Genomic DNA, 26,149 nt, shown 5'->3' with positions numbered 1-26,149 from the left:
GGCCCCTGCTCGGAATGGGTGATGGGCGCCGACTGGAAAACGACTACGGATAAACTGTGGTTCCGACGCATGAATTGGGAGGCTGAGTGCCCGGTGAGGTGGTCTCGTCCGACGCGGTATCCGATGCCGCGCTGACCTCGCGGGCCCAAGCGGAGCCCCCATCGCCGGCGGCGCCCGGCGGTCCCCCCGAACCGAAGCCGGATGACGGTGACGCGACGCCAACGAGCGCGGCCGCGCCGTCCGCCGCCCGGGTGCGCAGAAGGCTCGCCCGGCTCGGCGCCCAGCGTGGTCCAATGATGAATCCCGTACTCGAACCTTTGATCAAAACGCTCCGGAACACCCATCCGAAGGCGGATGTGCGTACCGTCGAGCGCGCCTACGACGTCGCCGCCCACCATCACCGCCACCAGAAGCGCAAGAGCGGTGATCCCTACATCACCCATCCCCTCGCCGTCGCGACCATCCTCGCCGAGCTGGGGATGAACACCGAGACGCTCTGCGCCGCGCTGCTGCACGACACCGTCGAGGACACGAACTACACCCTCGACCAGCTCCGGACCGACTTCGGCGACGTGATCGCCGCACTGGTCGACGGCGTCACCAAGCTCGACAAGGTCAAGTACGGCGAGGCAGCCGAGGCCGAGACCGTCCGCAAGATGGTCGTGGCGATGTCCCGCGACATCCGGGTGCTGGTCATCAAGCTGTCTGACCGGCTGCACAACATGCGCACCCTGCGCTACCTGCCGCGGCCGAAGCAGGAGCGCAAGGCCCGCGAGACCCTGGAGATCTTCGCGCCGCTGGCCCACCGCCTCGGCATGAACACGCTGAAGTGGGAGCTGGAGGACCTGGCCTTCCAGACGCTCTTCCCGAAGCGGTTCGACGAGATCGCCCGCCTGGTGTCCGAGCGCGCCCCCCGGCGCGACATCTACCTGCAGGAAGTGATCGAGAACGTCTCGGCCGACCTGCGCGAGGCCAAGATCAAGGCGACGGTCAAGGGCCGCCCGAAGCACTACTACTCGATCTACCAGAAGATGATCGCCCGCGAGGTCGGCTTCGAGGAGATCTACGACCTCGTCGGCATCCGTGTCCTCGTCGACACCGTCCGTGACTGCTACGCCACACTCGGCACGATCCACGCGCGATGGAACCCGGTCCCCGGCCGGTTCAAGGACTACATCGCGATGCCGAAGTTCAACATGTACCAGTCGCTGCACACGACGGTGATCGGCCCGGAGGGCAAGCCCGTCGAGCTACAGATCCGTACCCGCGCGATGCACAACCGCGCCGAGTACGGCATCGCGGCGCACTGGAAGTACAAGGAGGAGACGGTCGGCGGCGGGGCGCCCGGCAAGGCGGGGGACATGGCCTGGCTCCGGCAGCTCCTCGACTGGCAGAAGGAGACCACCGACCCGGCGGAGTTCCTCGAGTCGCTGCGCTTCGACCTGTCGGTCTCGGAGGTCTTCGTCTTCACCCCGAAGGGGCAGGTCCTGGCCCTTCCGCAGGGCGCGACCCCGGTGGACTTCGCGTACGCCATCCACACCGAGGTCGGGCACCGTACGATCGGCGCCCGGGTCAACGGCCGGCTCGTGCCGCTGGAGTCGACCCTCGACAACGGTGACACGGTGGAGATCTTCACCTCCAAGTCGCCCGACGCCGGGCCCAGCCGGGACTGGCTCAACTTCGTCAAGAGCGCCCGCGCCCGGAACAAGATCAAGCACTGGTTCTCCAAGGAGCGCCGCGAGACCGCCATCGAGCAGGGCAAGGACGCCCTGGCCCGGGCGATGCGCAAGCAGAACCTCCCGCTGCAGCGCCTGCTGTCCGGCGAGGCGCTGGTGGCGCTGGCGCACGACCTGCGCTACTCCGACGTCTCGGCGCTGTACGCCGCGATCGGCGAGAGCCACGTGTCCGCGCAGAGCGTCGTGAGCAAGCTCGTCGACGCCCTGGGCGGGGTGGAGAGCGCCGCCGAGGACCTCGACGAGACCGTCATCCCGACCAAGAAGCGACGGTCCAGGCCCGCGGGCGACCCGGGCGTGGTCGTCGCCGGTGACCCGGACGTGTGGGTGCGCCTGTCCCGGTGCTGCACGCCGGTGCCGGGCGACGAGATCGTCGGCTTCGTCACCCGGGGCAACGGCGTCTCGGTGCACCGGGAGGACTGCGTCAACGTCGCGAACCTCCGCACCCAGCCCGACCGCATGGTCGACGTCAAGTGGTCGCCGGGGGAGGACTCGGTCTTCCTCGTGGCCATCCAGGTCGAGGCGCTGGACCGCACCCGGCTGCTGTCCGACATCACGCGGGTGCTGTCGGACCAGCACGTCAACATCCTGTCGGCCTCCGTCGCGACCAACCGCGACCGGGTGGCGATCAGCAGGTTCAGCTTCGAGATGGGCGACCCGAAGCACCTGGGCCACGTCCTGAAGGCCGTCCGCAACGTCGACGGCGTCTACGACGTCTACCGCGTCACGAACTGAGGCGAGTAACGCAAGCGGCCCGGTCTCCACTGGAGACCGGGCCGCTTGCGTTCAGGTTCTCGGGATCAGGAGAACTCGGCGAGAGTGCGCTCGGCCTCCTCCAGCCACGCACGGCGCGCCGCCAGGGCCTCCTCGGCGTCCCTGACGTCCTTGTCGCGGCCACCGCTGCGCGCCTTGTCCAGGCGTGCCTCGAGCTGCTGGATGGAGGAACGCAGCTGCGTGACCGTCGCCTCGGCGCGCGCCCGGGCCTCCGGGTTGGTGCGCCGCCACTCGGACTCCTCGGCCGAGCGTACGGCCTCCTCCACCCGGCGTAGCCGGCCTTCGAGCTGGTCCCGCGAGTCGCGCGGCACCATCCCGATCGACTCCCAGCGCTCCTGGATCGTGCGCAGCACCTGGCGGGCGGAGCGCACGTCCCGGATGGGGAGCAGCCGCTCGGCGTCCTCGAGGACCTTCTCCTTGGCCTCGGCGTTCTGCCGGAACTCGGCGTCGCGCTCGGCGAAGGCGGCGGACCGGGCGGCGAAGAAGACGTCCTGCGCGCCCTTGAACCGCGCCCACAGCTCGTCCTCGACCTCTCGGGACGCCCGCCCGGCCATCTTCCACCGGCGCATCAGGTCGCGGTAGGCGGCGGCCGTGGGACCCCAGTCGCCCGAGTTGCTCAGCGACTCGGCCTCGGCGACCAGGCGCTCCTTCTCGTGCCGAGAGGTCTCCCGCTCCTCCTCCAGGTTGGAGAAGTACGCCTTGCGGCGCTTGGTGAAGGCGTTCCGGGCCGTCGACAGGCGCTTCCACAGCGCCGTCTCGGTCGGCCGGTCGACGCGTTCGGCGGCCTTCCACTCCTCCACCAGCTGGCGGAGGCGCTCACCGCCGTTCTTCCAGTGCGTCTCCTCGGCGGCGATGCGCTCGGCCTCGGCGACGATCCGCTCCTTGACCTCGCGGGCGTGGCCGCGGGCCTGGTCGCGGGCGACCTTGAGCTCCTCGCGCCGGCGGCCGAGCAGCCCGGTCAGGGCGTCCAGCCGCCGCGCCAGGCTGTCCAGGTCACCGACCGCGTGCGCCTCGGTCACGGACTCCCGGAGCCGGGCGATGCTGTGCTCGGCCTGCGCGGGAGCCAGATCCGTCGTCTTGATCCGCTGCTCCAGCAGATCGATCTCGGTGACCAGCGCGTCGTACTTGCGCCGGAAGTACGCGAGGGCCTCTTCGGGCGCGCCCGCCTGCCAGGAACCGACGGTGCGCTCGCCCTCGGCGGTCTTGACGTAGACGGTGCCGTTCTCATCGACACGGCCCCAGGGATCAGCGGTCACCGTGGCCCTCCCGGTCGTGGAGCGTGCCCGCCATGAGCGGCCGGACGACCCGGACGGAGCCGTCTCCGCCTGCCCCGTGCCGGATTCCCCAAGGATCGGTGGCGCTGCACACCGTTGCCTCCTGTTTCAAGGCCCGGGCCGTTCGTCGGGCGCCGGACCCACCGTGACGACCTCGGGAGCCGTACTCCCGCAGGCCACCCTAACCTTCCCCATTACCCCATCTTCGCGACGGTGAGGTGTTTTATTTCAATTTTCTTCTTTGGGGCGGTCATCCCGGACTGCGGGTCTGCGGCGGTCGCTCCGGCCTTGGCGACCGAGTCGACGACGTCCAGTCCCTGCGTGATCTCGCCGAAGACCGTGTAGTCGGCGGGCAGTTTCGCGTCGCCGTACATGATGAAGAACTGGCTGCCGTTGCTGTTCGGCTGGCTGCTGTGCGCCATGGCGATCATGCCGCGCTTGTAGGTCGCCTGTCCCGAGGCGTCGGCCTTGGGGACGTTCTCGTTGCCGAAGCCGTACGCCGGGCCGCCGCTTCCCGTGCCGGTCGGGTCGCCGCACTGCAGCACCTTGATGCCGGTGTCGAGCCGGTGGCACTTGGTGTTGTCGAAGAACTTCTTGGACGCGAGGTACTGGAACGAGTTGACGGTGCAGGAGGCCTTCGTGCCGTCGACCTTGGCGACGATCTTGCCCTGGTCGGTGTCGATCGTCATCTCGTACGTGCCCTTGACCGGCTTCACCGGCGGCGTGCCGACGTTCTTGGCGCCCGGGTCGGACATCGGCTGGTAGGCGCACTCGCCGGGCTTCGCCGAGACGGTCGGCGTCGCGCTGGCCGACTTCGACGCGGACGCGGCCGTCGTCGTGGTCTTCTTGTCCGACTTGTTCATCGCGAACGCGATGGCACCGCTTCCGCCGGCGATCACTGCCACGGCGGCCACCGCGCCGATGATCTTCATCCTGCGTGCTTGCGCCTGCCGGGCCGCGCGGCGCTGCATCTGGCGCTCGTAGCGCTGCCGGGCCAGCTGCTTCTTGCGGTCTTTACCCGCCACCGGTGTCGCACCTCATTGATTCGCGTCATGAACAGGGAAACGTGTTGCGCATCGTAGCGGTCCTGGCCGGTATTTTCCTGAGTGGCCCACAGAGGCCGGCAAATCGTCCAAGACCGGACGCCCTGCGGCGCTCCCGCGTATGTCGTTCGCGGTCGGCCACGTGCCGCCGGTACGCTCAAGCTGCCGGAAGCAGGCGCCTTAAGAGAGGACGATCGTGCTCATCGCCGGGTTCCCCGCCGGGTCCTTCGCCACGAACTGCTACGTCGTGGCACCCGCGGCGGGGGAGGAATGCGTGATCATCGACCCTGGCCAGAACGCCGAGTCGGGGGTCGAGGAGCTCCTCCGCGAGCACCGGCTCAAGCCGGTCGCCGTGGTGCTCACGCACGGTCATATCGATCATGTCTGGTCGGTGGCCCCGGTCTGCGGTGCCCGAGACGTCCCCGCGTACATCCATCCCGACGATCGGGACCTGCTGGCCGACCCGGCCAAGGGCTTCCCGCTCGGCGTCGGACAGCAGCTGCTGGGCGGTCTCACCTTCAGCGAGCCCGACGACGTACGGGAGCTCGCCGACGGCGCGACGCTGACGCTGGCGGGGCTGGAGCTGATCGTCGAGCACGCACCGGGCCATACGCCCGGGTCGGTGACCTTCCGGCTCGCGGACGAGCAGGTGATCTTCTCGGGTGACCTGCTGTTCGCGGGCTCGATCGGCCGCACCGACCTGCCGGGCGGCGACCACCCGGCCATCCTGGAGAGCCTGGCGCGGGTGTGCCTGCCGCTCCCGGACGAGACCACCGTGCTGCCCGGCCACGGCACGCAGACCACGATCGGCCGCGAACGGGCGACCAATCCGTTCCTCAAGGACATCGCCCCGATCGACGGCCCGCACAGGGGACTTTGAGAACACCACCATGAGCTCGAACTTCCAGGCCCCCCGAGGGGTCAGCGAGTATTTTCCGCCGCGCTCGGCGACCTTCCTCGCCGCCCGCGACGCCTTCGCCGCGGCAGCCACGCGCGCCGGCTACGCCTACCTCGAACTTCCGGTCTTCGAGGAGACCCGCCTGTTCGCGCGCGGCGTCGGCGAGTCGACCGACGTCGTCAGCAAGGAGATGTACACCTTCGAGGACCGCGGCGGCCGCTCTCTCACGCTACGCCCGGAGTTCACCGTCGGCGTGCTGCGGTCGGTGCTCCAGCACGGGCTCAACAAGGGTGAGCTGCCGGTCAAGGTCTGGGCCGTTGGCCCGGCGTTCCGCTACGAGCGCGCCCAGAAGGGCCGGTACCGCCAGTTCTACCAGGTGGACCTCGAGGCGATCGGCTCCGAGGACCCGGCGGTCGACGTCGAGACGATCGCGCTCGCCTGGGACTTCTACCGCGGCCTCGGCCTCACCCGCCTCTCCCTGCACCTCAACTCCCTGGGTTGCCGGGAGTGCCGTCCGGCGTACCGCGCGGCGCTGCAGGAGTTCCTGCGCCGCCTCGACCTGGACGAGGACACCCGCGCCCGGGTCGAGATCAACCCGCTGCGCGTGCTGGACGACAAGCGGCCCGAGGTGCGCGCCCAGCTCGAGGACGCCCCGCTCGTCACCGACCACCTGTGCGGCGCGTGCAAGGCGCACCACGACCGGGTCCGCGAGCTGCTGGCCGACCTGTCCATCCCGTGGGTCGACGACCCGCGCCTCGTGCGCGGCCTCGACTACTACACCCGCACGACGTACGAGTTCGACCACCCGCTGCTCGGCGCGCAGTCCGGCATCGGCGGCGGCGGCCGGTACGACGGGCTGTCCGAGGACATCGGCGGCCCGCCGCTGCCCGGCATCGGCTTCGGCCTCGGCCTCGACCGTACGGTCCTGGCCATGGAGGCCGAAGAGGTCGCCGCGGTCGCCGAGCGAGGAGTCGACGTGTACGGCGTGCCGCTGGGCGAGGAGGCCGAGCGTAAGATCTTCGGGTTGATCGCCCAGCTGCGCCGCGAAGGTGTCGCCGCCGACATGTCCTACGACGGCAAGAAGCTCAAGGGCGCGATGCGCGGGGCCGGCCGGTCCGGGGCGGCGTACGCCGTGATCCTCGGCGAGCGAGATATCGCCGCCGGGTCCGCGCAGGTCAAGGACCTGGCCAGCGGCGACCAGGTCGCCGTTCCACTCGCCGAGCTCGTGACGACGTTGAAAGAAAGGCTTGCTCAAAGATGATCCGCACACACGAGGCGGGCTCGCTGCGCCGGGACCACGCCGGGCAGCAGGTCGTGCTGGCCGGCTGGGTGGCGCGCCGCCGCGACCACGGGGGCGTCACCTTCATCGACCTGCGCGACGCCTCCGGGATCGCCCAGGTCGTGTTCCGCGAGGAGGACACCGCGCACGACCTGCGCTCGGAGTTCTGCGTCAAGATCACCGGTGAGGTCCGCGTACGCCCCCAGGGCAACGAGAACCCCGAGCTGCCGACCGGCGAGATCGAGGTCGTCGCCTCCGAGATCGAGGTGCTCAGCGAGTCCGCGCCGCTGCCCTTCCCGATCGAGACGGACGCCAACGTCAACGAGGAGGTGCGCCTCAAGCACCGCTACCTCGACATCCGCCGGGAGGCCCTGGCGCGCTCACTGCGCATCCGCTCGCAGGGCTCCTACATCGTGCACGACGTCCTGCGGGGGCACGGGTTCGTCAACGTCGAGACGCCGACGTTCACCAGCTCCACGCCGGAGGGCGCCCGCGACTTCCTCGTCCCGGTGCGGCTCAAGCCGGGCCACTGGTACGCCCTGCCGCAGTCGCCGCAGCTGTACAAGCAGCTGCTCATGGTGGCGGGCCTGGAGCGCTACTACCAGCTCGCTCGCTGCTATCGCGACGAGGACTTCCGCGCCGACCGGCAGCCGGAGTTCACCCAGATCGACATCGAGATGAGCTTCGTCGAGCAGGAGGACGTCCTCCAGGTCGCCGAGGACCTCGTCGGACGGCTCTGGAAGGAGATCGTCGGCTACGAGATCCCGCGTCCGATCCCGCGGATGACCTACGCCGACGCCCTCAGCCGGTACGGCTCGGACAAGCCGGACCTGCGCTTCGGCAACGAGCTCGTCGACGTGACCGAGTACTTCGCCGGCACGTCGTTCCGCGTGTTCCAGGCGCCGTACGTCGGCGCGGTCGTCATGCCGGGCGGCGCCTCCCAGACCCGCAAGGAGCTGGACGGCTGGCAGGACTGGGCCAAGTCGCGGGGCGCGAAGGGGCTGGCGTACGTCCTCGTGCAGGAGGACGGCACCCTCGGCGGCCCGGTCGCCAAGAACATCTCCGAGGAGGAGCGGTCCGGCCTGGCCGCCAAGGTCGGCGCCAAGCCCGGCGACGCGGTGTTCTTCGGCGCCGGCAAGCCGCACGCCACCCGCGAGCTGCTCGGCGCGGCCCGCCTGGAGATCGGCCGCCGCTGCGGCCTGATCGACGAGTCCGCGTGGGCGTTCACCTGGGTCGTCGACGCGCCCATGTTCGAGGAGACCGACGAGGGCGGCTGGACGTCCGTCCACCACCCCTTCACCTCGCCCAAGCCGGAGTGGGTCGACTCCTTCCACGACAAGCCGGGTGAGGCGCTCGCCAACGCGTACGACATCGTCTGCAACGGCAACGAGATCGGCGGCGGCTCGATCCGTATCCACCGCGGCGACGTGCAGGAGCGCGTCTTCGAGACCTTGGGCCTGGACCGCGAGGAGGCCCAGGCGAAGTTCGGCTATCTGCTCGACGCGTTCAAGTACGGCCCGCCGCCGCACGGCGGCATCGCGTTCGGCTGGGACCGGGTCGTCATGCTGCTGGCCGGCCGCGACACGATCCGCGACGTAATCGCGTTCCCGAAGGCCGCGTCCGGCTTCGACCCGCTGACCGGCGCGCCCACGCCGATCACCGAGGAGCAGCGCAAGGAGGCGGGCATCGACGTCCGCCCGGAGGACGAGAAGCCGGCCGAGCCCAACGAGCCCGGCCACATCGTCCGCCCCTCCACCGAGAAGTACTGAGGGCCTGATCGGCGGGGATCCCGTGCAGGGATCCCCGCCGACGTCTCAGTCCCACCAGAAAGTCCACCTCGGCGCGCTGACCAGCCGCTCGGCATAGGTGGCGAAGACGACGAAGAAGTCCTGCTCGATGTTGTCCGGGCAGAGGAGATAGTGCTCCAACGCGAGCCGGTTCGCCTCCTCCGGGCGTGGGGGAGCGGCGACCGAAACATGGACGGTGCCCCCGTCAACGGCGATCAGCCGCGTGCCGAAGCGGCCCTCCCACGACCGGATCACCGCCCAGAGCTCCCACAGGTCCACGTGGTTGCTGGATTTGTGGAAGCTGATGGCCAGCAGGGCGTCCGCGCTGCGCTCCACCGGGACGAGAGCGAGATGGAGCGGTTGGCCGTCCTGCGCCAGCTCGGCCACCATGGCGGCGGCGTGCTCGCCCACGTCGCACGTCGGCGTGGACCCGACGGCCAGACCCGGCCACACGTCGAACGGCGGGCCGGGATCATCGGGCCAGGGCACCACGTCCTCGGGGACCTCGACCGGGGGAGCGGCGTCCCATTCCGCCTTCTGCCGCAGGTAGCGCTCCCACTCCTCCCGGAAGTAGTCCGTCACATCGAAGGCCGAGTCGTCCAGGGGCCCTTCGCCCGGATGCCAGACGTCCTCGTAAAAAGCCAGCAAGACGGGGAACAGCCCGGTCTCGGTCCGCTGCGCTTCGAGCTGTCGCCACCGGTCGGCGGCGTCCTTCAACGGTTCGTCACTGCACCAGAACACGGGGAGATCACTGTGTTCGTCGGACGAGTAGCAGCTGGCTGCGGAGACAAGGTGCCCTGAGGGCAGGTCAGCGGGTAGACGGGCGAAGGCGTTCGCAAAGGATCTTTCAGTCACGCGGCCGACTGTAGGAACCACCGCCGACAAGATCGGCCGTGCCGAACGCTCGGCAAGGGCGTCGCCGAAGCGGGGCGTAAGGGGTGGACCGGCGTGTCTGGGCGGCGTTCACCGAGCGTTTGCGCCGAGCTGACGACGCTTCAGCGCCGAGCGTCGCCCAGGCCACGGGAAGCGGAAGAAGCGACCGCTAGGAGCGCCCCCGTACGAGGTGCGGGGGCAGGAGAGGTTCGGCCGCCCGGCAAGAGGGTCAGGCGTGGTAGGCGGCGATCGCGGTCTGGACGAATGAGCGGATCAGTGGGTTCGTGTCGCTCTCGTTCCATGCCACCACCAGGCGGCTCAGCGGCATGTCGATCAGCGGAACCACGGTGAGCCCCTCTCCCGGTTCGTGGTCCAGGAGAGTCATGCCGACCGTGCCGTTCCAGAGAACCGCTTGCCGGCATTCCTGGACGGCCCGCACCACCGGACCCTCGCGAGGCTCCCCGCCGCTCCAGTACGACTGCCAGTGGGGGTCGGTGCCCTCCGGGAAGAGGAACCAGCGGCGGTCGGTCAGGTCGGCCAGCTTCAGGCTGTCACGGCGGGCCAGCGGATCGTCGGCGCGCAGCAGCGCGCCCACCGGGTCGGCGCGAAGCTCGCGCACGGTCAGACCGGTCTCGTCGAACGGCCCGCGGGTCAGGGCGACGTCGACCACTCCGGCGTGCAGCCCGCAGGTGGGATCGGTCAGGTCGGTCTCGCGGACGCGGACCTCGACGCGCGGGTGCCGACGGTGGTAGGCGTCGGCCAGCCGCGTCGCGCCCGGGTCCGTGGTGTCACCCAGGATGCCGACGGTGATGGTCGCGGCGCCGGCGGCCGCGGCCACACGGGTGCGTACCCGGTCGGCCTGGGCGAGCAGGGCGCGTGCCTCATCGAGCAGCACCGTCCCCACCTGAGTGAGCGTGACACCGGCCGAGGACCGGTCGAACAGCGTGGCACCGACCTCGGTCTCCAGTTGCTTGATCGCCCGGCTCAGTGGCGGCTGACTCATGTGCAGCCGGGCGGCGGCCCGGCCGAAATGGAGTTCCTCCGCGACCGCGACGAAATAGCGCAGCGTGCGTAGCTCCATGGTGCGACGATACTCGTACGGTATCGAGGCCCCAGAAGGGGTCTTGGACAGTCTCAGCGCCCTGACGGTGGAATCGGGGCATGACAGATGAAACGAAGGCCGGCGCACCGCTCGCCGAGCCCGCCGTATCGGTGGTCGGTCCGGATGACGGCGAGACGATCTTCCTGGGTACCACGCGACTGCGCGTTCTCGAGGACGGCGGCAACACCGGGCACCGCCTCGGGCTCGCCGAGTCCGTCCTCGCGCCGCACACGCCCGGACCGCCGCAGCACCGTCACGCCCAGCACGACGAGGGTTTCTACATCATCTCCGGCATGGTGCGGTTCACCGTCGGAGAGAAGGACTACGACGCGACCGCGGGCACGCTCGTGATGGTCCCGCCCGGAGCCCCGCACACGTTCGCCAACGTGACCGACCAGCCGGCCGTCATGCTCAGCACTTTCACTCCGGACCTTTACGTGCAGTACTTCCGGGACCTACAGGACATGATCGCCGGTGGCCGGACGGTGACCCCAGAGGCGACCATCCGAACGATGAGCCGTTACGCCACTGAGCCCGCCACTGACTTCGCCTGAACGCCGGCAGGACGAGCACTGCCCGGCCGCCCGTACATCAGAACCTATGGATCGGAATCGTGAACGTCGCTTATTGGATCGTCGCCGGCCTGCTCGCTCTCTTCTACCTCTACGGAGGCGGGGTGAAGGTCGTCCGGAGCCGTGAGCGGCTCCGGCCGATGATGGCCTGGGTGGACAGCACACCGATGCCGGCCGTTCGGGCCATCGGGCTGATCGAAGTGCTCGGCGCGATCGGGCTGATCCTCCCACCGCTGACCGGCATCGCACCCTGGCTCGCCCTCGCCGCGGCCATCGGATTCGTGGTCCTGCAGATCGGCGCGACGAGGGTTCACCTGAGTCGCGGGGACCGTCGGATCGCTCTCAACCTGACGCTCCTTCTCACTGCGGCCGTGACCGTCTGGCTGGCGACGACATGGCGGTGACTTCGGGCAGGGCCGGCTCATGAGGTCCGCGTCGCCCCCGCGAAAATCGGTTGTTCGGGTCACGGTGAGCCGACATCGTGGCGTCTCATGCGGACGTACGAGATCAGGGCCGATCATGACCGCACGTCGATCGTCGTCTACCAGGCGTACCGGCCGGAGATCGGCCGGCCGGCGGTCGAGCGGGGACGGTTCGGACCGCCGTTCTCACGGACGCGCATGACCTGGATCAAGCCGTCGTTCCTGTGGCTCATGGCGCGCAGCGACTGGGCGCGCAAGCCGGGTCAGGAGATGATTCTGGCCGTCCGCATCAGCCGGGAGGGCTGGGAGGAGGCGCTGTCGCAGGCGGTGCCGACCCACGCCGACCGGCGCCTCTACCGCGACGGCACCGAGTGGCGCGCGGCGTTCAAGCATGCTCGGGTCCACGTCCAGTGGGACCCGGAGCGGACGCTGCGCGGGCAGCCCCTCGATGCCCGCAGCATCCAGGTCGGACTCAGCCGGCACGTCATCGATCGGTACGCCGACGAGTGGATTCTGGACATCCAGGACATGACCCCGCTGGCTCGCAAGATCCAGCGGCTGCTTCACGACGGCGCGTCGGCGAAGGCCGGGGCCCTGGTCCCGCGTGAGCGCGTCTATCCCCTCGATCCGGAACTCGCCCGGCGCATCGGCGCGGATGTCTGAGACATCCCATCCCTTGCGTCGGCTCGCCGAATGAGACAACGTCTGAATGGCGAACGTTATTAGGCCGATCGTCAATACGAGGTTGCGATGCCCGCCAGCGCGAAGCCCGCCACGTACGATCCGTTCGACGAGGCGTTCCAGATCGATCCGTACCCGGCGTACCGGCATCTGCGCGACCACGATCCGGTGCACCGTCATTCCGGCCCGCCGTTCTGGGCGCTGTCCCGCTTCGACGACATCTGGAACGCCGTACGGGACAACGCGCGTTTCTCCTCGGAGCAGGGGCTGACCTTCCATCCGGACGAGATCGGCACCCTCGGCCTCGCGCCGACCATCGTGATGCTCGACCCGCCCCGGCACGGGCAACTGCGCGCATTGATCGGCAAGGGCTTCACGCCGCGTCGCGTCGCCGCGCTGGAGGACCTGATCCGCGGATTCGTGCGGGCGCGCATCGCCGACCTGGAGCGCAGGACGGCCGACGGCGAGCCGGTCGACCTGCACCGGGACTTCTCCTCGCCGATCCCGACCTTCGTCCTGGCGCATCTCCTCGGTGTGCCGGAGCGGCACCGCACCCGGTTCGACCCGTGGGTGACCGCGTTGACCGGCCTGCAGGACAGCGGCTTCCGGCTGGAGGAGTCCGCCGCCGTCAGCGCCGTGGCCGAGATGTTCGAGTACTTCTCCGAGGTGATCAGTGCCCGCCGCCGCGACCCCGGCGACGACCTCATCAGCGCGCTCACCGCGGCCGAGGTGGACGGGGAGCGCCTGACCGACTGGGACATCCTCGGGTTCTGCTTCGTGATGGTCGCCGGCGGCAACGACACGACCGGCAATCTCATCTCGCACGGCGTCATGCTGTTGGACGCCCACCACGACCAGCGCGAGCGGCTGGTCGCCGATCCCGCGCTGATCCCGAACGCGTTGCTGGAGTTCCTCCGCCTGGAGGGCTCGGTGCAGGGGCTGGCGCGCACCACGCTGCGCCCGGTGACGCTGCACGGGGTGGAGATCCCGGCGGGGGAGAAGGTCATGATGCTGTACGGCGCGGCCAACCGCGACGAGCGCGAGTTCGGGCCCACCGCCGACCGGCTGGACATCACGCGCGAGATCCCCCGGCACCTCGGCTTCTCCAGCGGCGTGCACTTCTGCATCGGCTCCCACCTGGCGCAGTTGCAGGCGCGGGTGGCGTTCGAGGAACTCCTCGCCCGCCAGCCCACGGTGGGGGTCGACCTCGCCGGGGCGCGGCGGTTGCGGTCGGCGTTCACCCGGGGGTGGGTCAGCCTGCCGGCCACGGGGATACGCGTACGCGGACGGGCCCGCTGACCACCGAACGTCATTCGGACATTCAACACTTTTCCTGTAGGGTTGATCGATAACCTCCTGGAGAGGGGCCCTCTCGTGCGCTTCCCGCTGACCTCTCGCACGGCGACGCTCCTGGCCATCGGCGTCCTCGCCGCCTCCGCCTTCGCCACCCCGGCCGCCGCCTCATCCGTGCCTCTTCCCCCGCACAACCCGTACGCGGGCCCGGACGGCACCGCCACCATGCACGCCGACACCGGGTCCTCGGACGCCACCACGCTGTCCGGCCCCGGCCCGGGGACGCTGAAGTCCCATCTGGCGGAACTGGCCTCGGCCTGCCCGACCGTCCTGGTCGGCTACGACGGCCGCCCCGTCGCGCTGTGCACGACGATCCTGGGCCAGACCCCCACCGTGCATCTGCTCGACCCGGCGAGCGGCGACTCGATCGCCGAACTCGCCCTGGCCAAGGGATCCTCCGTGCTCGGCGGCGTCTACGCCTACCTGGACGACAAGGACCGCCTCGTCCTCGTGGACGGCGACCACGACCTGGTACGGATCGGGCACCACCAGGCGGCCGACGGCTCCTGGCGGCTTCAGGTCGACGGCTCGCTGTCGCTCGCCGGCGCCCTCGCGGACGACGACTCGGTGATCGGCGTCTCACCGGACTGGCAGGGCCGCGTCTGGTTCGCCACCGCGAACGGCGTGGTCGGCACCGCCGACGACAGGACGGGCGTGGTCCGGACCCTCTCCCTCCCGGCCGGCGAGACGGTCGCGAACAGCATCTCCACCGCCCCCGTCGGCACCGCCGTCACCTCGACGCACGCCACGTACCTCCTCACCGCCGACGCGGACGGCACTCCGCGCATCCGCTGGCGGCGGGCGTACGACCGTGGCCCCGGCCGCAAGCCGGGCCAGCTGAGCTGGGGCAGCGGGTCGACCCCGACCTTCTTCGGCCCGACCGACGGCACCGACTACCTGACGATCGTCGACAACGCCGCGCCCACCGTGAACCTGCTGGTCTACCGGGCCGCGACCGGAGAGCCGGTCTGTCAGGTGCCGGTGCTCAAGGCCGGCGGCAGCGGCAGTGAGAACTCACCGATCGGCGCGGGCGACTCGGTGTACGTCGCGAGCACGTACGGCTACCCGTATCCCACCCAGCCGTCCGACGCCACGGTGCCCGCCACCGCCGACTTCGTGGGCGGCCTGTCCCGGGTCGACGTTCGCCCCGACGGATCCGGCTGCACGCTGCGCTGGGACAACAGGGTCCGGTCCGCCGCCGTGCCCCGGCTGTCCCTCGGCGACGGGCTGATCCACGCGGTCCTGCGCGAACCGGTGATCCCCGGAACGGCCGCCACCTCGATCCTCGACCCGTACTACTACGCCGAGATCGACCCCGGCACCGGCTCCGTCGTGCGCAGGAAACTCCTCGGCGTCGGCGCCGTGTACGACACCCTCCAGATGGTGGGCGGCATCGCTCCCGGTCGCGTGACCTACCAGGGCACCGTCACCGGCATCGTGCGCGTCTCGAACTAGAGCACCGGGCGCGGGAACCATGGCGCGGCGGTCTGCTTGGTGTTGTACCTACTAGTATGTACATTCGGCTCGCGGTAGGAGCCGGCTGGTCCAAGATCAAGGAGGAAGCCGAGATGCCGCTCGTACGTATCGATGCGCTGGGGACCGACAAGGAGCGGCTCGACGCGCTCGGCCGGGCCGTGCACGAGGCCTTGGGCGAGACGATGGGTTTCCCGCCCGACGACCGGTTCCAGGTCCTGACCGGGCACGACGGCACGAGCAGCACGCTGCGTTACGACGACTACCTCGGCGTGCACCGGGACGACGGGATCGTCTACGTCGCGATCACCATGCGGTCCGGGCGTCCGCCCGAGCGGAAGCGGGCGCTCTACCGGCGGATCGCCGAGCTCGCCCACGAGTACGCCGGGACCGAGCCGCGGAACGTCTTCATCACCCTGACGGAGAACGAGTCGATCGACTGGTCGTTCGGCGACGGCCTGGCGCAGTACGCCCCGGGGGACTAGGGCCTGTCTCAAAGTCCCCGTCCGTAGCGAGTGCCGCCTGGGCGCCGCGCAGTAGGACAGCGGGCTTTGAGACAGGCCCTAGGCGGGGAGGCGGCCGCTTGTGCGGGCCTCGTCGTCGAAGCCCAGCCGGTCGTACAGCCGCATGGCCGCCGTGTTGCCCTCATAGACGCCCAGGCCGACCCCGTCACAGCCCTCCTCGAACAGCCGCCGCATCGCCCAGACCGTGATCGACGCGCCCAGCGCCCGGCGGCGGGCGTCCGGGTGGACCGCGATCGCCGCGACCTGGCCGACCTCCGTGGCGGACGTGGTGTCGGCCAGGCAGGCCAGGAGTCCGTCGGCCTCGCCCCGTACGGCCGCCCAGCGGCGCGCCCTGCCGTCACCGGGCCAGACCGACCAGTCCGAGGTCGTGAGCTTCAGCAGGTCCGTGATCGCGTCACCGTCGTCGTACCAGTCGACGAGGTCCTCCGCGGGCTGGACCGGCGGCACCTCGTACGCGACCCGATACCGCCAGTCGCTCGGGTCGGCGAGCGGCAGCGGCGTGCCGCGCGGCACGTTGACGTGCACGCCCGAGGGGAGTTCGTCTCGTAGCCCGGTCAGCAGGCCGGCCACCGCCGCGGGCGTGCCGAGCCCCACGACCCGTTTGATCGTCGCGCGGTCGCGGTTCAGGTCCAGGAAGGCGACCGCGCCGTCGGCGCGCCAGGCCGTGCCGCGTCGCGCGGGGTGCACGCTCCGGATCAGGGGGTGGCCTCCGGTGATCGCCAGGAGGTCGTCGATCGAGGAGGGGGTCACGCCGCACAGGGTAACGCCGCCCTCAGCCGGCCTGATCACGACCCATCGCCGAGGGTTGGCCGGTCTCCGGCACCGTGGGGCGTTCTGTCGGTGCTCCCGCACCAAGGCGTGATCCTTTCCATGTCACAGGCGGCCGGGCTGCCTCGTCTCGGGGAGCGAGGACAAGGGCTCGCGCCGGGTGGCGCGCCATTCACCCGAGACGTCCTTCGCACCGGAACAGAGCAAGGAAATCGGACATGATCAGAATCGGCATCATCATCGGCAGCACCCGCCCCGGCCGCAACGGCGACCAGGTGGCCCGATGGGTGCGGGACCTGGCGGCCGAACACGCGGGCGACACCGCGGAGGTCGAGCTCGTGGACCTGGCCGACTACGCGCTTCCCCTGCTCGACGAAGCCATCCCACCGGCCCAGACGCCGGGCCGGCAGCCGCACACCCGGCGATGGGCGGAGCGGATCGGTTCGCACGACGCCTACGTCATCGTCACCCCCGAGTACAACACCGCTCCGCCCGCCGCCTTGACCAACGCCATCGATTACCTCCATCGGGAGTGGGGCGGCAAGCCGGTCGCCTACGTCGGTTACGGCATCTTCGGCGCGGTCATGGCGGTGCAGAAGCTGCGCGCGCAGGCGGGCGTGCTGCGGATGGCCGACATCGGGCCGCAGGTAGCGCTGTCGCTGCACGAGGACTTCGTGAATTTCGCCGACTTCCGGCCACGGGAACTGCACACGGCGCAGGTGCGCGGACTGGTCGACGAGTTGCTGGCGTGGGCGCAGGCACTGGGCCCGTTGCGCGCGGCTTCCCAGGCCGGCTACGAGCAGGCGTAGTAGCCGAGAAAGGACAGTCGTCATGCGTATCACGATCTTCGGAGCCAATGGTCCCACCGGCCGCCTGCTCACCGACCAGGCACTCGCCGCCGGGCACGAGGTCGCCGCGGTCACCCGGCGGCCCGACTCGTTCCCGCTGAACCACGATCGGCTCCAGGTGGTCGGCGCCGACGTGCTCGATCCGGCGGCCGTCGACGCCGCCGTGGCGGGGCGGGACGCGGTGCTGTCGACGCTCGGGGTGCCCGCCGGGAAGGAGCCGATCAGCACCTACTCGCGCGGGACGGCCAATATCCTCAGCGCGATGGAACGGCATCAGGTGCGCCGGCTCGCCGTGGTCAGCTCCAGCGGGGTCGACCCGCACCCGTACTCCGATGGCGGGTTCCTGTTCAACCGGGTGCTTCTGCCTTACGTGACGAAGGTGCTGGGGAAGACGATGTACGACGACATGCGGCGGATGGAGACGCTGGTCCGCGCCAGCGATCTGGACTGGACGATCGTGCGCCCCAGCGCGCTCTACCACTCGCCGTCGGTCACCGGCTACACCGTTGTCGAGGGCCACGCCGACGGCAGGTTCACCGCCCGTGCGGACCTGGCCGCGAGCATGCTGGCCCTGCTGGACGACGACCGCCACCTCCGCGCCACCGTCAGCGTCATCACCACCGCCGACAACCCCACCCTGCTCCAGTGGATCCGCCGCGAGGCGCTCGCCAAGAACTGAGGGGTGCGTGCCCGACGTGCCCGGGGCAGGGGGTCCGCGCGGAACTTACCGGGTGACGCCGCCCTCGGCCGACCCGATCACGACCCCGGCTCCGGTGAATCCGGGGACGTACGGGAACCTCATGTCGATCAACGGGGGAGATCCGCCGTTTTGCGGGTAGTCCCCGGACGGCGAAAGGGCGGGGCATGGGGATGGACACCGCGGGACCCAGGGCGGCGGCGTGGCATCGCTCACGGCTCGTGTCGGGGCTGGGGCAGGCCGCACTGATCGTTCTCCTGTTCTACGCGTACCGGGTCGGCCGTCGCCTCGCGGAGGCCGGTCCGGCCGAGGCCGTGCGGCACGCGCGGTCGGTCTGGCGCGCCGAGCGCCTGCTCCACCTGCCGAACGAGGCGTCGCTGCAGCACGCGGCGCTGCACTGGGACGGATGGGTGCGGGTGGCCGACGTCTACTACGTCACCGTGCACTTCCCGGCGACGGCGGTGTTCCTCGCGTGGGTCTGGTGGCGGCACCGGGAAGGCTGGCCGCGGGTACGGGCCGCCATCATCCTGTCGACGGCGCTGGCCCTGGCCGGTCACTTCCTCTACCCCCTCGCACCGCCACGCCTGCTGCCCGGCACCGGCCTCGTGGACCTGATGAACGTCTACGGACCGTCGGCGTACGCCGAGGCGCCCGGCCACGGCGCGTCGAACCAGTTCGCCGCCATGCCGTCGCTGCACGTCGGCTGGGCGATCCTCGTCGCCTGGGGGATCATCCGGTACGGCGCCGGCCGGGCGCGCTGGGCGGCGATGGCCTACCCGGTCGCGACGACCTCCGTGGTCGTCCTCACCGCCAACCACTACTGGCTCGACGGTGTGGCCGGGGCCATCGTGGTGATCGTCTCCGTCGCGCTGAGCGGCGTCGGCGAACGGATAGTGTCGAGGCGTGGTGCGCAGGGAATCTGAACAGGCCGACAGCCTCTTCGACACGCCGGCCGAGGAGGCGCAGCAGGCGAACGCGCCGCTGGCGGTCCGGATGCGCCCGCGCGGCCTCGACGAGGTCGTCGGCCAGGAGCATCTCCTCGGTCCCGGCACCCCCCTGCGCCAGCTCGTCGAGCGGGACGTCGCCATGTCCCTGGTGCTGTGGGGGCCGCCCGGCACCGGCAAGACCACCCTCGCGTACGTCGTCAGCCAGGCGACCGAACGCCGGTTCGTGGAGATCTCCGCGGTCTCCGACGGCGTCAAGCAGGTCCGCGCCGCCATCGACGTGGCCAAGCGGGAGCTGGGCATGGGCGGCCGGCAGACCGTGCTGTTCGTCGACGAGGTGCACCGGTTCAACAAGGCCCAGCAGGACGCCCTGCTGCCCGCCGTCGAGAACCGCTGGGTGTCCTTCATCGGCGCGACCACCGAGAACCCCTTCTTCTCCGTCATCAGCCCGCTGCTGTCCCGCTCCCTGCTGCTGACGCTCCAGCCGCTCGGCGACGACCAGCTCCGCGAGGTGATCCGCCGGGCCCTGACCGACGAGCGCGGCCTCGGCGGCGCGGCGGAGCTCGCCAAGCCCGCCGAGGACCACCTGGTACGCCTGGCGGGCGGCGACGCGCGCCGGGCGCTGACGTACCTGGAGGCCGCGTCGTACGTCGCTCCGAACGGCGCGCCGATCGACGTCGACGTCCTGGAGAAGGCCGTCGACCGGGCGGCGGTCCGCTACGACCGCGAGGGCGACCAGCACTACGACGTGATCAGCGCCTTCATCAAGAGCATCCGCGGGTCCGACGTCGACGCGGCGCTGCACTACCTCGCCCGCATGATCGAGGCCGGCGAGGATCCCCGCTTCATCGCCCGGCGGCTGATCGTGCACGCCAGCGAGGACATCGGCATGGCCGACCCCACGGCCCTGCAGACCGCGACGGCCGCCGCGCACGCCGTGGAGTTCGTCGGCCTGCCGGAGGCCCGCATCAACCTCGCCCAGGCGGTGATCCATCTGTCCCTGGCGCCCAAGTCCAACGCCGTGATCCGGGCGATCAACGAGGCCGGCGGCGACGTGCGGCGCGGGCTCGTCGGCCCGGTGCCGCCGCACCTGCGGGACGCCCACTACAAGGGCGCGGACAAGCTCGACCACGGGAAGGGCTACCGCTACGCCCACGACTTCCCCGGCGGGGTGGTCGAACAGCAGTACGCGCCGGACGCGGTGGCCGGGCGGGAGTACTACCATCCGACCAGGCACGGCATGGAGGCGCGCTTCTCCGACGTGGTCGAGCGGCTCCGCGCCGTTCTCCGCGGCAGGCGCGCCGACTGAGATCAGTGCCGTCGGCCGGTCCGGCAAGGTCGTCCGGGCGCGTTTTCGCAAGCCCGGGACGGTAAGGTCGGTCCGACCGAGTTCTCCGCGACCCGAGGAGGAGGAAGCCGCGTGTTGACGGGCGAACAGCTGGCCGGGCTCATCGTGGCCATGTTCTGGGCGATACTCGTCTCCTTCCTCGCCTACGTGCTCTTGAAACTCGCCCGGTTGCTGACCGAGGCCACCAAGACCGTCGCCGAGCTCGGCGACCGGACCGCTCCGCTGCTGGACGACATGGCCGGCACCGTGGAGCGGGCCAACGAGCAACTGGACCGGGTCGACGTGATCACCAAGAACATGGGCAGCGTCAGCCAGAACGCCGCCGCGGTCAGCACCACCGTCACCTCGATCGTGGGCGGCCCTCTCGTGAAGGCCGCGGCGTTCTCCTATGGTGTCCGTAAGGCCATCGGTTCCCGTGGCCACGGCAACCAGGACGGCAAGCGATGATCCGGCGGTTGTTCTGGTTGTCGCTGGGCACCGCGTTCGGCGCCTGGTCGGCGTTCCGGCTCAAGCGGGCGGTGCGCGCCGTCCTGCCGGGCAGCCTCGCCCACCAGGCCACCGGGCTCGGCCGGACCGTACGGGGGTTCGCCGGCGACGTCCGCGTCGCGATGAACCACCGCGAGGAAGAACTGCGCGACGCCATGCGCCTCGACGCACACACCGATACTGACAAGGACCTGCACTGATGGAGTCGGCAGAGATCGCCCGCCGTTTTCTCCGCTTCTTCGAGGAGCGCGGCCACACCGTGGTGCCCTCGGCCAGCCTGATCGCCGAGGACCCCACGCTGTTGCTGGTGAACGCGGGCATGGTGCCCTTCAAGCCGTTCTTCCTCGGCCAGCGGACCCCGCCGTACCCCCGGGCCACCAGCGTCCAGAAGTGCATCCGGACCCCGGACATCGACGAGGTCGGCAAGACCACCCGGCACGGCACGTTCTTCCAGATGCTGGGCAACTTCTCCTTCGGGGACTACTTCAAGGAGCAGGCGATCCCATTCGCGTGGGACCTGCTGACCCGGCCGGAGTCCGACGGCGGCTTCGGGTTCCCGGAGGACCGGCTCTGGGCCACCGTCTACCACGACGACGACGAGGCCTTCGAGATCTGGCACAAGAAGGTCGGCGTGCCCGAGGACCGCATCCAGCGCCGCGGGATGGCCGACAACTTCTGGTCGATGGGCGTGCCCGGCCCCTGCGGTCCCTGCTCGGAGATCTACTACGACCGCGGCCCCGAGTACGGCCGTGAGGGCGGCCCGGTCGCCGACGAGGACCGCTACCTCGAGGTCTGGAACCTCGTCTTCATGCAGTTCGAGCGGGGCCCCGGCGCGGGCAAGGAGGGCTGGCCGATCCTCGGCGAGCTCCCCGCCAAGAACATCGACACCGGCATGGGCCTGGAGCGCATGGCGGCGATCCTCCAGGGCGTCGACAACATCTACGAGATCGACACCATGTGGCGGATCCTCGACCGCGCCGCCGACCTCACCAAGACCAAGTACGGCCGCGACACGCGGGCCGACGTGTCCCTGCGCGTGATCACCGACCACGTGCGCAGCGGCACGATGATGGTCGCCGACGGCGTCGTGCCCTCCAACGAGGGCCGCGGCTACGTCCTGCGGCGCATCCTGCGCCGCAGCATCCGGCACCTGCGACTGCTCGGCGCCGGCGACGAGCGCTACCTGCACGAGCTCACCGCCGTGGCGATCGACGGGATGGGCGAGACCTACCCGGAGCTGCGCTCCGACGCCGCCCACATCCACACGGTCATCGACGCCGAGGAGCAGTCCTTCCTCACCACGCTCCGCACCGGCACCGCGATCTTCGACGCCTCGGTCGAGGAGACCAAGCGCCGCAAGGAGTCGACGATGTCCGGCGTGCAGGCGTTCACGCTGCACGACACCTACGGCTTCCCGATCGACCTCACGCTGGAGATGGCGGCCGAGCAGGGCCTGTCCGTCGACGAGAACGAGTTCCGGCGCCTGATGGACGAGCAGCGGCAGCGCGCCAAGGCCGACGCCGCCGCGAAGAAGACCGGCAACCTCGACGTGTCCGTGCTGGGCAGCCTCCTCGAGCAGACCGGGTCGGTGGTCTTCACCGGATACGACGCGGTCGCGGGCGAGGCCCGGGTGGTCGGCCTGCTCGTCGGCGGCGCGAGCGTGCCGTCGGCGGGGCAGGGCAGCGAGGTCGAGGTCGTGCTCGACCGCACCCCGTTCTACGCCGAGGGCGGTGGCCAGCTCGCCGACCAGGGCGTCATCCGGTTCGGCAACGGCGCCGAGGTCGAGGTCCTCGACGTCCAGTCGCCGCTGTCCGGTCTGGTCGTGCACCGCGGCCGGGTCCGCAGCGGCGAGGCGCAGGCGGGTGACACCGCGTACGCCGAGATCGATGTGGAGCGGCGCCGGGCGATCTCCCGGTCGCACACCGCCACGCACATGGTGCACCGCGGGTTCCGCAACGCGCTCGGCGAGTCCGCCGCCCAGGCCGGTTCGGAGAACTCCCCGGGCCGCTTCCGGTTCGACTTCACCGCCTCGGGCGCCGTTCCGCTCAGCGTCCTGCGCGACGTCGAGGACGAGGTCAACGCCATCCTCATCGACGACCTCGGTGTGCACGCCTCGGTGCACCCGATCGACGAGGCCCGCAAGATGGGCGCGCTCGCGCTCTTCGGCGAGAAGTACGGCTCCGAGGTGCGCGTCGTCGAGATCGGCGAGTACTCCCGCGAGCTGTGCGGCGGCACGCACGTCGCGCGCTCCGGCCAGCTCGGCCTGATCAAGGTGCTCGGCGAGCAGTCGATCGGCGCGGGCGTGCGCCGGGTCGAGGCGCTGGTCGGCATCGACGCCTTCCGGTACCTCGCCAAGGAGAGCGTGCTCGTCGCACAGCTGTCCGAGCAGCTCAAGACCCGGCGCGAGGAGCTCCCGGAGCGGATCTCCGGAGTGGTCACCCGGCTGCGCGAGGCCGAGAAGGAGCTGGAGAAGGTCCGGTCGCAGCAGGTCCTGCAGGTCGCCGGTGAACTGGCGGGCGGTGCGGAGGACATCGGCGGCGTCGGCTTCGTCGCCCACCGTGTGCCCGACGGCACCAGCGCCGACGACCTGCGGCGGCTCGCGATGGACGTTCGCGGCCGCCTGCCCGGCCGGCCGGCCGTCGTGATCATCGCGGGGGTTCCCAAGGACCGTCCCGTGATCGTCGTCGCGACCAGCGATGAGGCCCGCGCCCGCGGCCTGCGCGCGGGCGCGCTCGTCGGCGTCGCCGCGAAGGTCCTCGGCGGTGGCGGGGGCGGCAAGGACGACCTGGCGCAGGGCGGTGGCGCGAACCCGGGCGCCATCGACGAGGCCCTGGGCGCCGTCCGCCGGACCGTGGCGGCCACGTGAGACAAGGCGTGCGCATCGGCGTCGATGCGGGCAGCGTCCGCATCGGCGTCGCGCGTAGCGACCCCGGCGGCATCCTGGCCTCTCCCCTGGAGACCGTGCGGGCCGGGAAAGGCGACATCGACCGGATCGTTCGGATCGTCGCCGAGAACGACGCGATCGAGGTGATCGTCGGGCTGCCGACCTCCCTCTCCGGGCGGGAGGGACCGGCGGCCGCGACGGCCCGCCGGTTCGCGGAGAAGATCGCACGGCTCCTGGATCCCGAGACGGTACGGCTGTTCGATGAGAGACTCACCACCGTGACAGCCGAAAGTGGCCTCCGGGACAAGGGAGTGCGCGGGCAGGCACGGCGGAAGGTCGTCGACCAGGCGGCGGCCGCGGTGCTGCTCCAGGCGGCGCTCGAGGCCGAGCGCTTGACGGGCCGTCCCCCTGGGGAGACTGTCCAGGGGGACTCATGAGCGACGCAGATCTTGATTTCTTGCGCCAACTCTCCGAGCGCCAGCAGCAGCGCCCGGAGCCTCCGGGCGGTGCGCCTCGGGCCGGCCGGGGAGGCCGGGGGCGGCGCCGCAAGAAGAGCCGTAAGGGCCGCAGGCTGGCGCCGTTCATCGCGCTGGCCTTCCTCCTCGTGGTCGTGTGCGGTGGCGGCTACGTCGGGCTGACCACGATCAACGGCATGCTCAACCCGCCCGACTACAAGGGCGAGGGCAGCGGCAGCGTCACCGTCTGGATCCATGAGGGCGACTCGGTCGCCCTCATGGCGAACCGGCTCAAGGACGCGGGGGTCGTCAAGTCGGTCGACGCGTTCATCAAGCTCGCGACCAAGGACACCAGGGCGACGAGCATCCAGCCGGGCTACTACCACCTGCGCCGGCAGATGTCGGTGAAGTCGGCGCTCGACCTCCTGCTCAGCGACGCCTCCCGGGCCGGTCGCCTCACGATCCCCGAGGGCAAGCGGGTCGTCCAGATCCTGCCGCTGCTGGCCAGCAAGACCCACATCCCGCTGAAGGACTTCCAGAAGGCCGCGAAACACCCCGAGAAGCTCGGCCTGCCGTCGTACGCCAAGGGCAGGCTCGAGGGCTACCTCTACCCCTTCACGTACGACCCGGACCCGAAGGCCACCGCGACGCAGGTGCTGCGCTCGATGGTCGACCAGTTCAAGAAGGTCGCGGCCAACGTCGACCTGGAGGCCAAGGCCCGCGATCTGGGCATGTCGCCCGGCGACGTCGTGACGATCGCCAGCCTCGTCCAGGCGGAGAGCGGCCGGGCGGAGGACATGCCGAAGGTCGCCCGGGTCATCGACAACCGCATCCACAGTTCCCAGCCGTGGATGCGCAAGCTGCAGTTCGACAGCACCGTCATGTACGCCCTGGGCAAGTACAACACCGTGGCCACTCTCGCGGAGACCAAGACGCAGAGCCCGTACAACACCTACGTGGTCAGCGGCCTGCCGCCCGGCCCGATCGACAACCCGGGCGAGGTGGCGCTCAAGGCCGCGCTCGAACCCGCGAAGGGCGACTGGCTCTACTTCGTGGCCCCCGACCCGAAGAACAAGATCACGAAGTTCACGTCCAGCTACCCCGAGTTCCAGAAGCTGAAGCAGGAACTCGCGCGCAACACGGGGCACGGATGACGCACGCCGCGGTCCTCGGATCGCCGATCGCGCACTCGCTGTCACCGGCGCTGCACCGTGCCGCGTACGCCGCGCTCGGCCTCGACTGGACCTACGAGGCCGTCGAGTGCCGCGAGAGGGATCTGCCCGGCCTGCTGGAGCGGCCGTGGGCGGGCCTTTCGCTCACGATGCCGCTGAAGCGGGCCGTGCTGCCCCTCCTCGACGAGGTGTCGGGGCTGGCGCGCGCGGTGGGCGGCGCGAACACCGTGGTCTTCCAGGGCGGGCGCCGGCTCGGTTTCAACACCGACGTGTACGGCATGGTCACCGCGTTGACCGAGGCCGGAGTGCGGTCGCCCGGGTCGGCGGCCGTGCTCGGCGGCGGGGCGACCGCGTGCTCCGCCCTGGCGGCGCTGCGCGACCTCGGACTGTCGAAGGCCGTGGTCGTCGTACGGAGCCCGGGCCGCGCCGCCGAGGCCGTGTCGGCGGCCGACCGGCTGGGCGTCTCGGTGACGGTGCAGACGTTCGCCGACGCGATGCCGCACGCCGACCTCATCATCTCCACCCTGCCGGCCCACGCCGCCGACCCGTACGCCGCGGCCATCGCAGGGGCCACCGACGCCCTCTTCGACGTCGTGTACGCGCCCTGGCCGACGCCCGCCGCCGAGGCCGTCGGCGGGCGCGGCGGCATCCTCGTGGGCGGGCTGCCGATGCTCGTGCACCAGGCCGCGCGCCAGGTCGAGCTCATGACCGGGCACGCCCCCGCACCCGTCGAGGCGATGCGCGCCGCGGTCTCCTGAC

Annotated in this window: 25 protein-coding genes; 20 read left to right on the top strand and 5 right to left on the bottom strand. The window is 70.6% G+C overall.

The genetic code is table 11. From position 1 onward, the window contains the following. Positions 1–86: 86 nt before the first annotated feature. On the top strand, positions 87–2,468 hold the full coding sequence (locus ABD978_RS20110; RefSeq protein ID WP_425550736.1) for a RelA/SpoT family protein: 2,382 nt from the start codon (positions 87–89) through the stop codon (positions 2,466–2,468). Between the two features lie 65 nt (positions 2,469–2,533). Here ABD978_RS20110 and ABD978_RS20105 read toward each other — a convergent pair whose 3' ends face one another. Together ABD978_RS20105 and ABD978_RS20100 are read right to left on the bottom strand one after the other, a co-directional pair. Next, complete coding sequence (locus ABD978_RS20105; RefSeq protein WP_345356371.1) at positions 2,534–3,763, bottom strand: DUF349 domain-containing protein; 1,230 nt, start codon at positions 3,761–3,763, stop codon at positions 2,534–2,536. 212 nt (positions 3,764–3,975) lie between these two features. Next, on the bottom strand, positions 3,976–4,806 hold the full coding sequence (locus ABD978_RS20100) for a peptidylprolyl isomerase (protein WP_345356368.1): 831 nt from the start codon (positions 4,804–4,806) through the stop codon (positions 3,976–3,978). Between the two features lie 214 nt (positions 4,807–5,020). Here ABD978_RS20100 and ABD978_RS20095 point away from each other — a divergent pair, with 214 nt between their 5' ends. Genes ABD978_RS20095 through aspS form a run of 3 tightly spaced genes read left to right on the top strand, consistent with a single transcriptional unit; the run spans position 5,021 to position 8,770 of the window. Beyond that, positions 5,021–5,704: an MBL fold metallo-hydrolase gene (locus ABD978_RS20095; RefSeq protein ID WP_345356365.1), complete on the top strand. Its 684-nt coding sequence runs from the start codon at positions 5,021–5,023 to the stop codon at positions 5,702–5,704. Positions 5,705–5,714: 10 nt separating this feature from the next. After that, positions 5,715–6,983: a histidine--tRNA ligase gene (gene hisS, locus ABD978_RS20090; protein WP_345356362.1), complete on the top strand. Its 1,269-nt coding sequence runs from the start codon at positions 5,715–5,717 to the stop codon at positions 6,981–6,983. Further along, the gene (gene aspS, locus ABD978_RS20085; protein WP_345356359.1) at positions 6,980–8,770 is read left to right on the top strand and encodes an aspartate--tRNA ligase; all 1,791 of its coding nucleotides are present in this window, start codon (positions 6,980–6,982) and stop codon (positions 8,768–8,770) included. Before hisS ends, aspS begins: the two co-directional genes overlap by 4 nt. A gap of 45 nt (positions 8,771–8,815) precedes the next feature. Here the strand turns inward: aspS and ABD978_RS20080 are convergent, their stop codons facing one another. After that, positions 8,816–9,529: a DUF4253 domain-containing protein gene (locus ABD978_RS20080; protein ID WP_345356356.1), complete on the bottom strand. Its 714-nt coding sequence runs from the start codon at positions 9,527–9,529 to the stop codon at positions 8,816–8,818. Between the two features lie 361 nt (positions 9,530–9,890). Next, positions 9,891–10,742 (bottom strand): LysR family transcriptional regulator, encoded by an 852-nt coding sequence (locus tag ABD978_RS20075; RefSeq protein ID WP_345356353.1) that lies wholly within the window; start codon positions 10,740–10,742, stop codon positions 9,891–9,893. An 80-nt stretch (positions 10,743–10,822) separates the two neighbouring features. Here ABD978_RS20075 and ABD978_RS20070 point away from each other — a divergent pair, with 80 nt between their 5' ends. From ABD978_RS20070 to ABD978_RS20045, 6 genes are all read left to right on the top strand, one after another. Next, a complete protein-coding gene (locus ABD978_RS20070; RefSeq protein WP_345356350.1) occupies positions 10,823–11,317 on the top strand; it encodes a cupin domain-containing protein in 495 nt (164 codons plus the stop codon). Between the two features lie 59 nt (positions 11,318–11,376). Beyond that, positions 11,377–11,739 carry a DoxX family protein gene (locus ABD978_RS20065; RefSeq protein WP_345356348.1) on the top strand — a complete coding sequence of 121 codons (363 nt, stop codon included), beginning with the start codon at positions 11,377–11,379 and terminating at the stop codon, positions 11,737–11,739. 87 nt (positions 11,740–11,826) lie between these two features. After that, positions 11,827–12,420, top strand: a complete 594-nt coding sequence (locus ABD978_RS20060; protein WP_345356347.1) for a DUF4291 domain-containing protein — start codon at positions 11,827–11,829, stop codon at positions 12,418–12,420. A gap of 87 nt (positions 12,421–12,507) precedes the next feature. Further along, positions 12,508–13,737 (top strand): cytochrome P450, encoded by a 1,230-nt coding sequence (locus ABD978_RS20055; protein ID WP_345356345.1) that lies wholly within the window; start codon positions 12,508–12,510, stop codon positions 13,735–13,737. Positions 13,738–13,812: 75 nt separating this feature from the next. Continuing rightward, entirely contained in the window at positions 13,813–15,246 is a 1,434-nt protein-coding gene (locus ABD978_RS20050) for a hypothetical protein (protein ID WP_345356342.1), read from the top strand. 113 nt (positions 15,247–15,359) lie between these two features. Next, complete coding sequence (locus ABD978_RS20045) at positions 15,360–15,749, top strand: tautomerase family protein (RefSeq protein WP_345356339.1); 390 nt, start codon at positions 15,360–15,362, stop codon at positions 15,747–15,749. Between the two features lie 78 nt (positions 15,750–15,827). Here ABD978_RS20045 and ABD978_RS20040 read toward each other — a convergent pair whose 3' ends face one another. Beyond that, complete coding sequence (locus ABD978_RS20040) at positions 15,828–16,538, bottom strand: GNAT family N-acetyltransferase (protein WP_345356336.1); 711 nt, start codon at positions 16,536–16,538, stop codon at positions 15,828–15,830. Between the two features lie 236 nt (positions 16,539–16,774). On the opposite strand from ABD978_RS20040, the gene ABD978_RS20035 reads away from it, so the two are divergent. From ABD978_RS20035 to ABD978_RS19990, 10 genes are all read left to right on the top strand, one after another. After that, entirely contained in the window at positions 16,775–17,365 is a 591-nt protein-coding gene (locus ABD978_RS20035) for an NADPH-dependent FMN reductase (RefSeq protein ID WP_345356333.1), read from the top strand. Positions 17,366–17,387: 22 nt separating this feature from the next. Next, positions 17,388–18,083, top strand: coding sequence for an NAD(P)-dependent oxidoreductase (locus ABD978_RS20030; protein ID WP_345356330.1), 696 nt, complete (start codon positions 17,388–17,390; stop codon positions 18,081–18,083). A gap of 185 nt (positions 18,084–18,268) precedes the next feature. Continuing rightward, the gene (locus tag ABD978_RS20025) at positions 18,269–19,024 is read left to right on the top strand and encodes a phosphatase PAP2 family protein (RefSeq protein WP_345356327.1); all 756 of its coding nucleotides are present in this window, start codon (positions 18,269–18,271) and stop codon (positions 19,022–19,024) included. Then, the gene (locus ABD978_RS20020) at positions 19,005–20,354 is read left to right on the top strand and encodes a replication-associated recombination protein A (protein ID WP_425550735.1); all 1,350 of its coding nucleotides are present in this window, start codon (positions 19,005–19,007) and stop codon (positions 20,352–20,354) included. The genes ABD978_RS20025 and ABD978_RS20020 overlap by 20 nt, the downstream gene beginning before the upstream one ends. Before the next feature lie 111 nt (positions 20,355–20,465). Continuing rightward, on the top strand, positions 20,466–20,840 hold the full coding sequence (locus ABD978_RS20015; RefSeq protein WP_252799986.1) for a DUF948 domain-containing protein: 375 nt from the start codon (positions 20,466–20,468) through the stop codon (positions 20,838–20,840). After that, entirely contained in the window at positions 20,837–21,079 is a 243-nt protein-coding gene (locus ABD978_RS20010; RefSeq protein WP_345356324.1) for a hypothetical protein, read from the top strand. Before ABD978_RS20015 ends, ABD978_RS20010 begins: the two co-directional genes overlap by 4 nt. After that, complete coding sequence (gene alaS / locus ABD978_RS20005) at positions 21,079–23,745, top strand: alanine--tRNA ligase (RefSeq protein ID WP_345356321.1); 2,667 nt, start codon at positions 21,079–21,081, stop codon at positions 23,743–23,745. The genes ABD978_RS20010 and alaS overlap by 1 nt, the downstream gene beginning before the upstream one ends. Continuing rightward, positions 23,742–24,200 carry a Holliday junction resolvase RuvX gene (gene ruvX, locus ABD978_RS20000; protein ID WP_345356318.1) on the top strand — a complete coding sequence of 153 codons (459 nt, stop codon included), beginning with the start codon at positions 23,742–23,744 and terminating at the stop codon, positions 24,198–24,200. Before alaS ends, ruvX begins: the two co-directional genes overlap by 4 nt. Next, a complete protein-coding gene (gene mltG / locus ABD978_RS19995; RefSeq protein WP_345356315.1) occupies positions 24,197–25,372 on the top strand; it encodes an endolytic transglycosylase MltG in 1,176 nt (391 codons plus the stop codon). The genes ruvX and mltG overlap by 4 nt, the downstream gene beginning before the upstream one ends. Further along, positions 25,369–26,148: a shikimate dehydrogenase gene (locus tag ABD978_RS19990; protein ID WP_345356312.1), complete on the top strand. Its 780-nt coding sequence runs from the start codon at positions 25,369–25,371 to the stop codon at positions 26,146–26,148. The genes mltG and ABD978_RS19990 overlap by 4 nt, the downstream gene beginning before the upstream one ends. Position 26,149 lies beyond the last annotated feature (1 nt).

The sequence above is a fragment of the Actinoallomurus liliacearum genome, from assembly GCF_039542035.1.
Lineage (GTDB): Bacteria > Actinomycetota > Actinomycetes > Streptosporangiales > Streptosporangiaceae > Actinoallomurus > Actinoallomurus liliacearum.
This window is presented reverse-complemented; position numbering and strand designations above follow the sequence as displayed.

What these genes read in the sequence shown, in the direction of transcription:
- hisS (WP_345356362.1), top strand. Translation starts at nt 5,715, where the DNA reads ATGAGCTCGAACTTCCAGGCCCCCCGAGGGGTCAGCGAGTATTTTCCG.
- aspS (WP_345356359.1), top strand. Translation starts at nt 6,980, where the DNA reads ATGATCCGCACACACGAGGCGGGCTCGCTGCGCCGGGACCACGCCGGG.
- ABD978_RS20075 (WP_345356353.1), bottom strand. Translation starts at nt 10,742, where the DNA reads ATGGAGCTACGCACGCTGCGCTATTTCGTCGCGGTCGCGGAGGAACTC.
- ABD978_RS20070 (WP_345356350.1), top strand. Translation starts at nt 10,823, where the DNA reads ATGACAGATGAAACGAAGGCCGGCGCACCGCTCGCCGAGCCCGCCGTA.
- ABD978_RS20060 (WP_345356347.1), top strand. Translation starts at nt 11,827, where the DNA reads ATGCGGACGTACGAGATCAGGGCCGATCATGACCGCACGTCGATCGTC.
- ABD978_RS20055 (WP_345356345.1), top strand. Translation starts at nt 12,508, where the DNA reads ATGCCCGCCAGCGCGAAGCCCGCCACGTACGATCCGTTCGACGAGGCG.
- ABD978_RS20045 (WP_345356339.1), top strand. Translation starts at nt 15,360, where the DNA reads ATGCCGCTCGTACGTATCGATGCGCTGGGGACCGACAAGGAGCGGCTC.
- ABD978_RS20035 (WP_345356333.1), top strand. Translation starts at nt 16,775, where the DNA reads ATGATCAGAATCGGCATCATCATCGGCAGCACCCGCCCCGGCCGCAAC.
- ABD978_RS20030 (WP_345356330.1), top strand. Translation starts at nt 17,388, where the DNA reads ATGCGTATCACGATCTTCGGAGCCAATGGTCCCACCGGCCGCCTGCTC.
- ABD978_RS20025 (WP_345356327.1), top strand. Translation starts at nt 18,269, where the DNA reads ATGGGGATGGACACCGCGGGACCCAGGGCGGCGGCGTGGCATCGCTCA.
- ABD978_RS20010 (WP_345356324.1), top strand. Translation starts at nt 20,837, where the DNA reads ATGATCCGGCGGTTGTTCTGGTTGTCGCTGGGCACCGCGTTCGGCGCC.
- alaS (WP_345356321.1), top strand. Translation starts at nt 21,079, where the DNA reads ATGGAGTCGGCAGAGATCGCCCGCCGTTTTCTCCGCTTCTTCGAGGAG.
- mltG (WP_345356315.1), top strand. Translation starts at nt 24,197, where the DNA reads ATGAGCGACGCAGATCTTGATTTCTTGCGCCAACTCTCCGAGCGCCAG.
- ABD978_RS19990 (WP_345356312.1), top strand. Translation starts at nt 25,369, where the DNA reads ATGACGCACGCCGCGGTCCTCGGATCGCCGATCGCGCACTCGCTGTCA.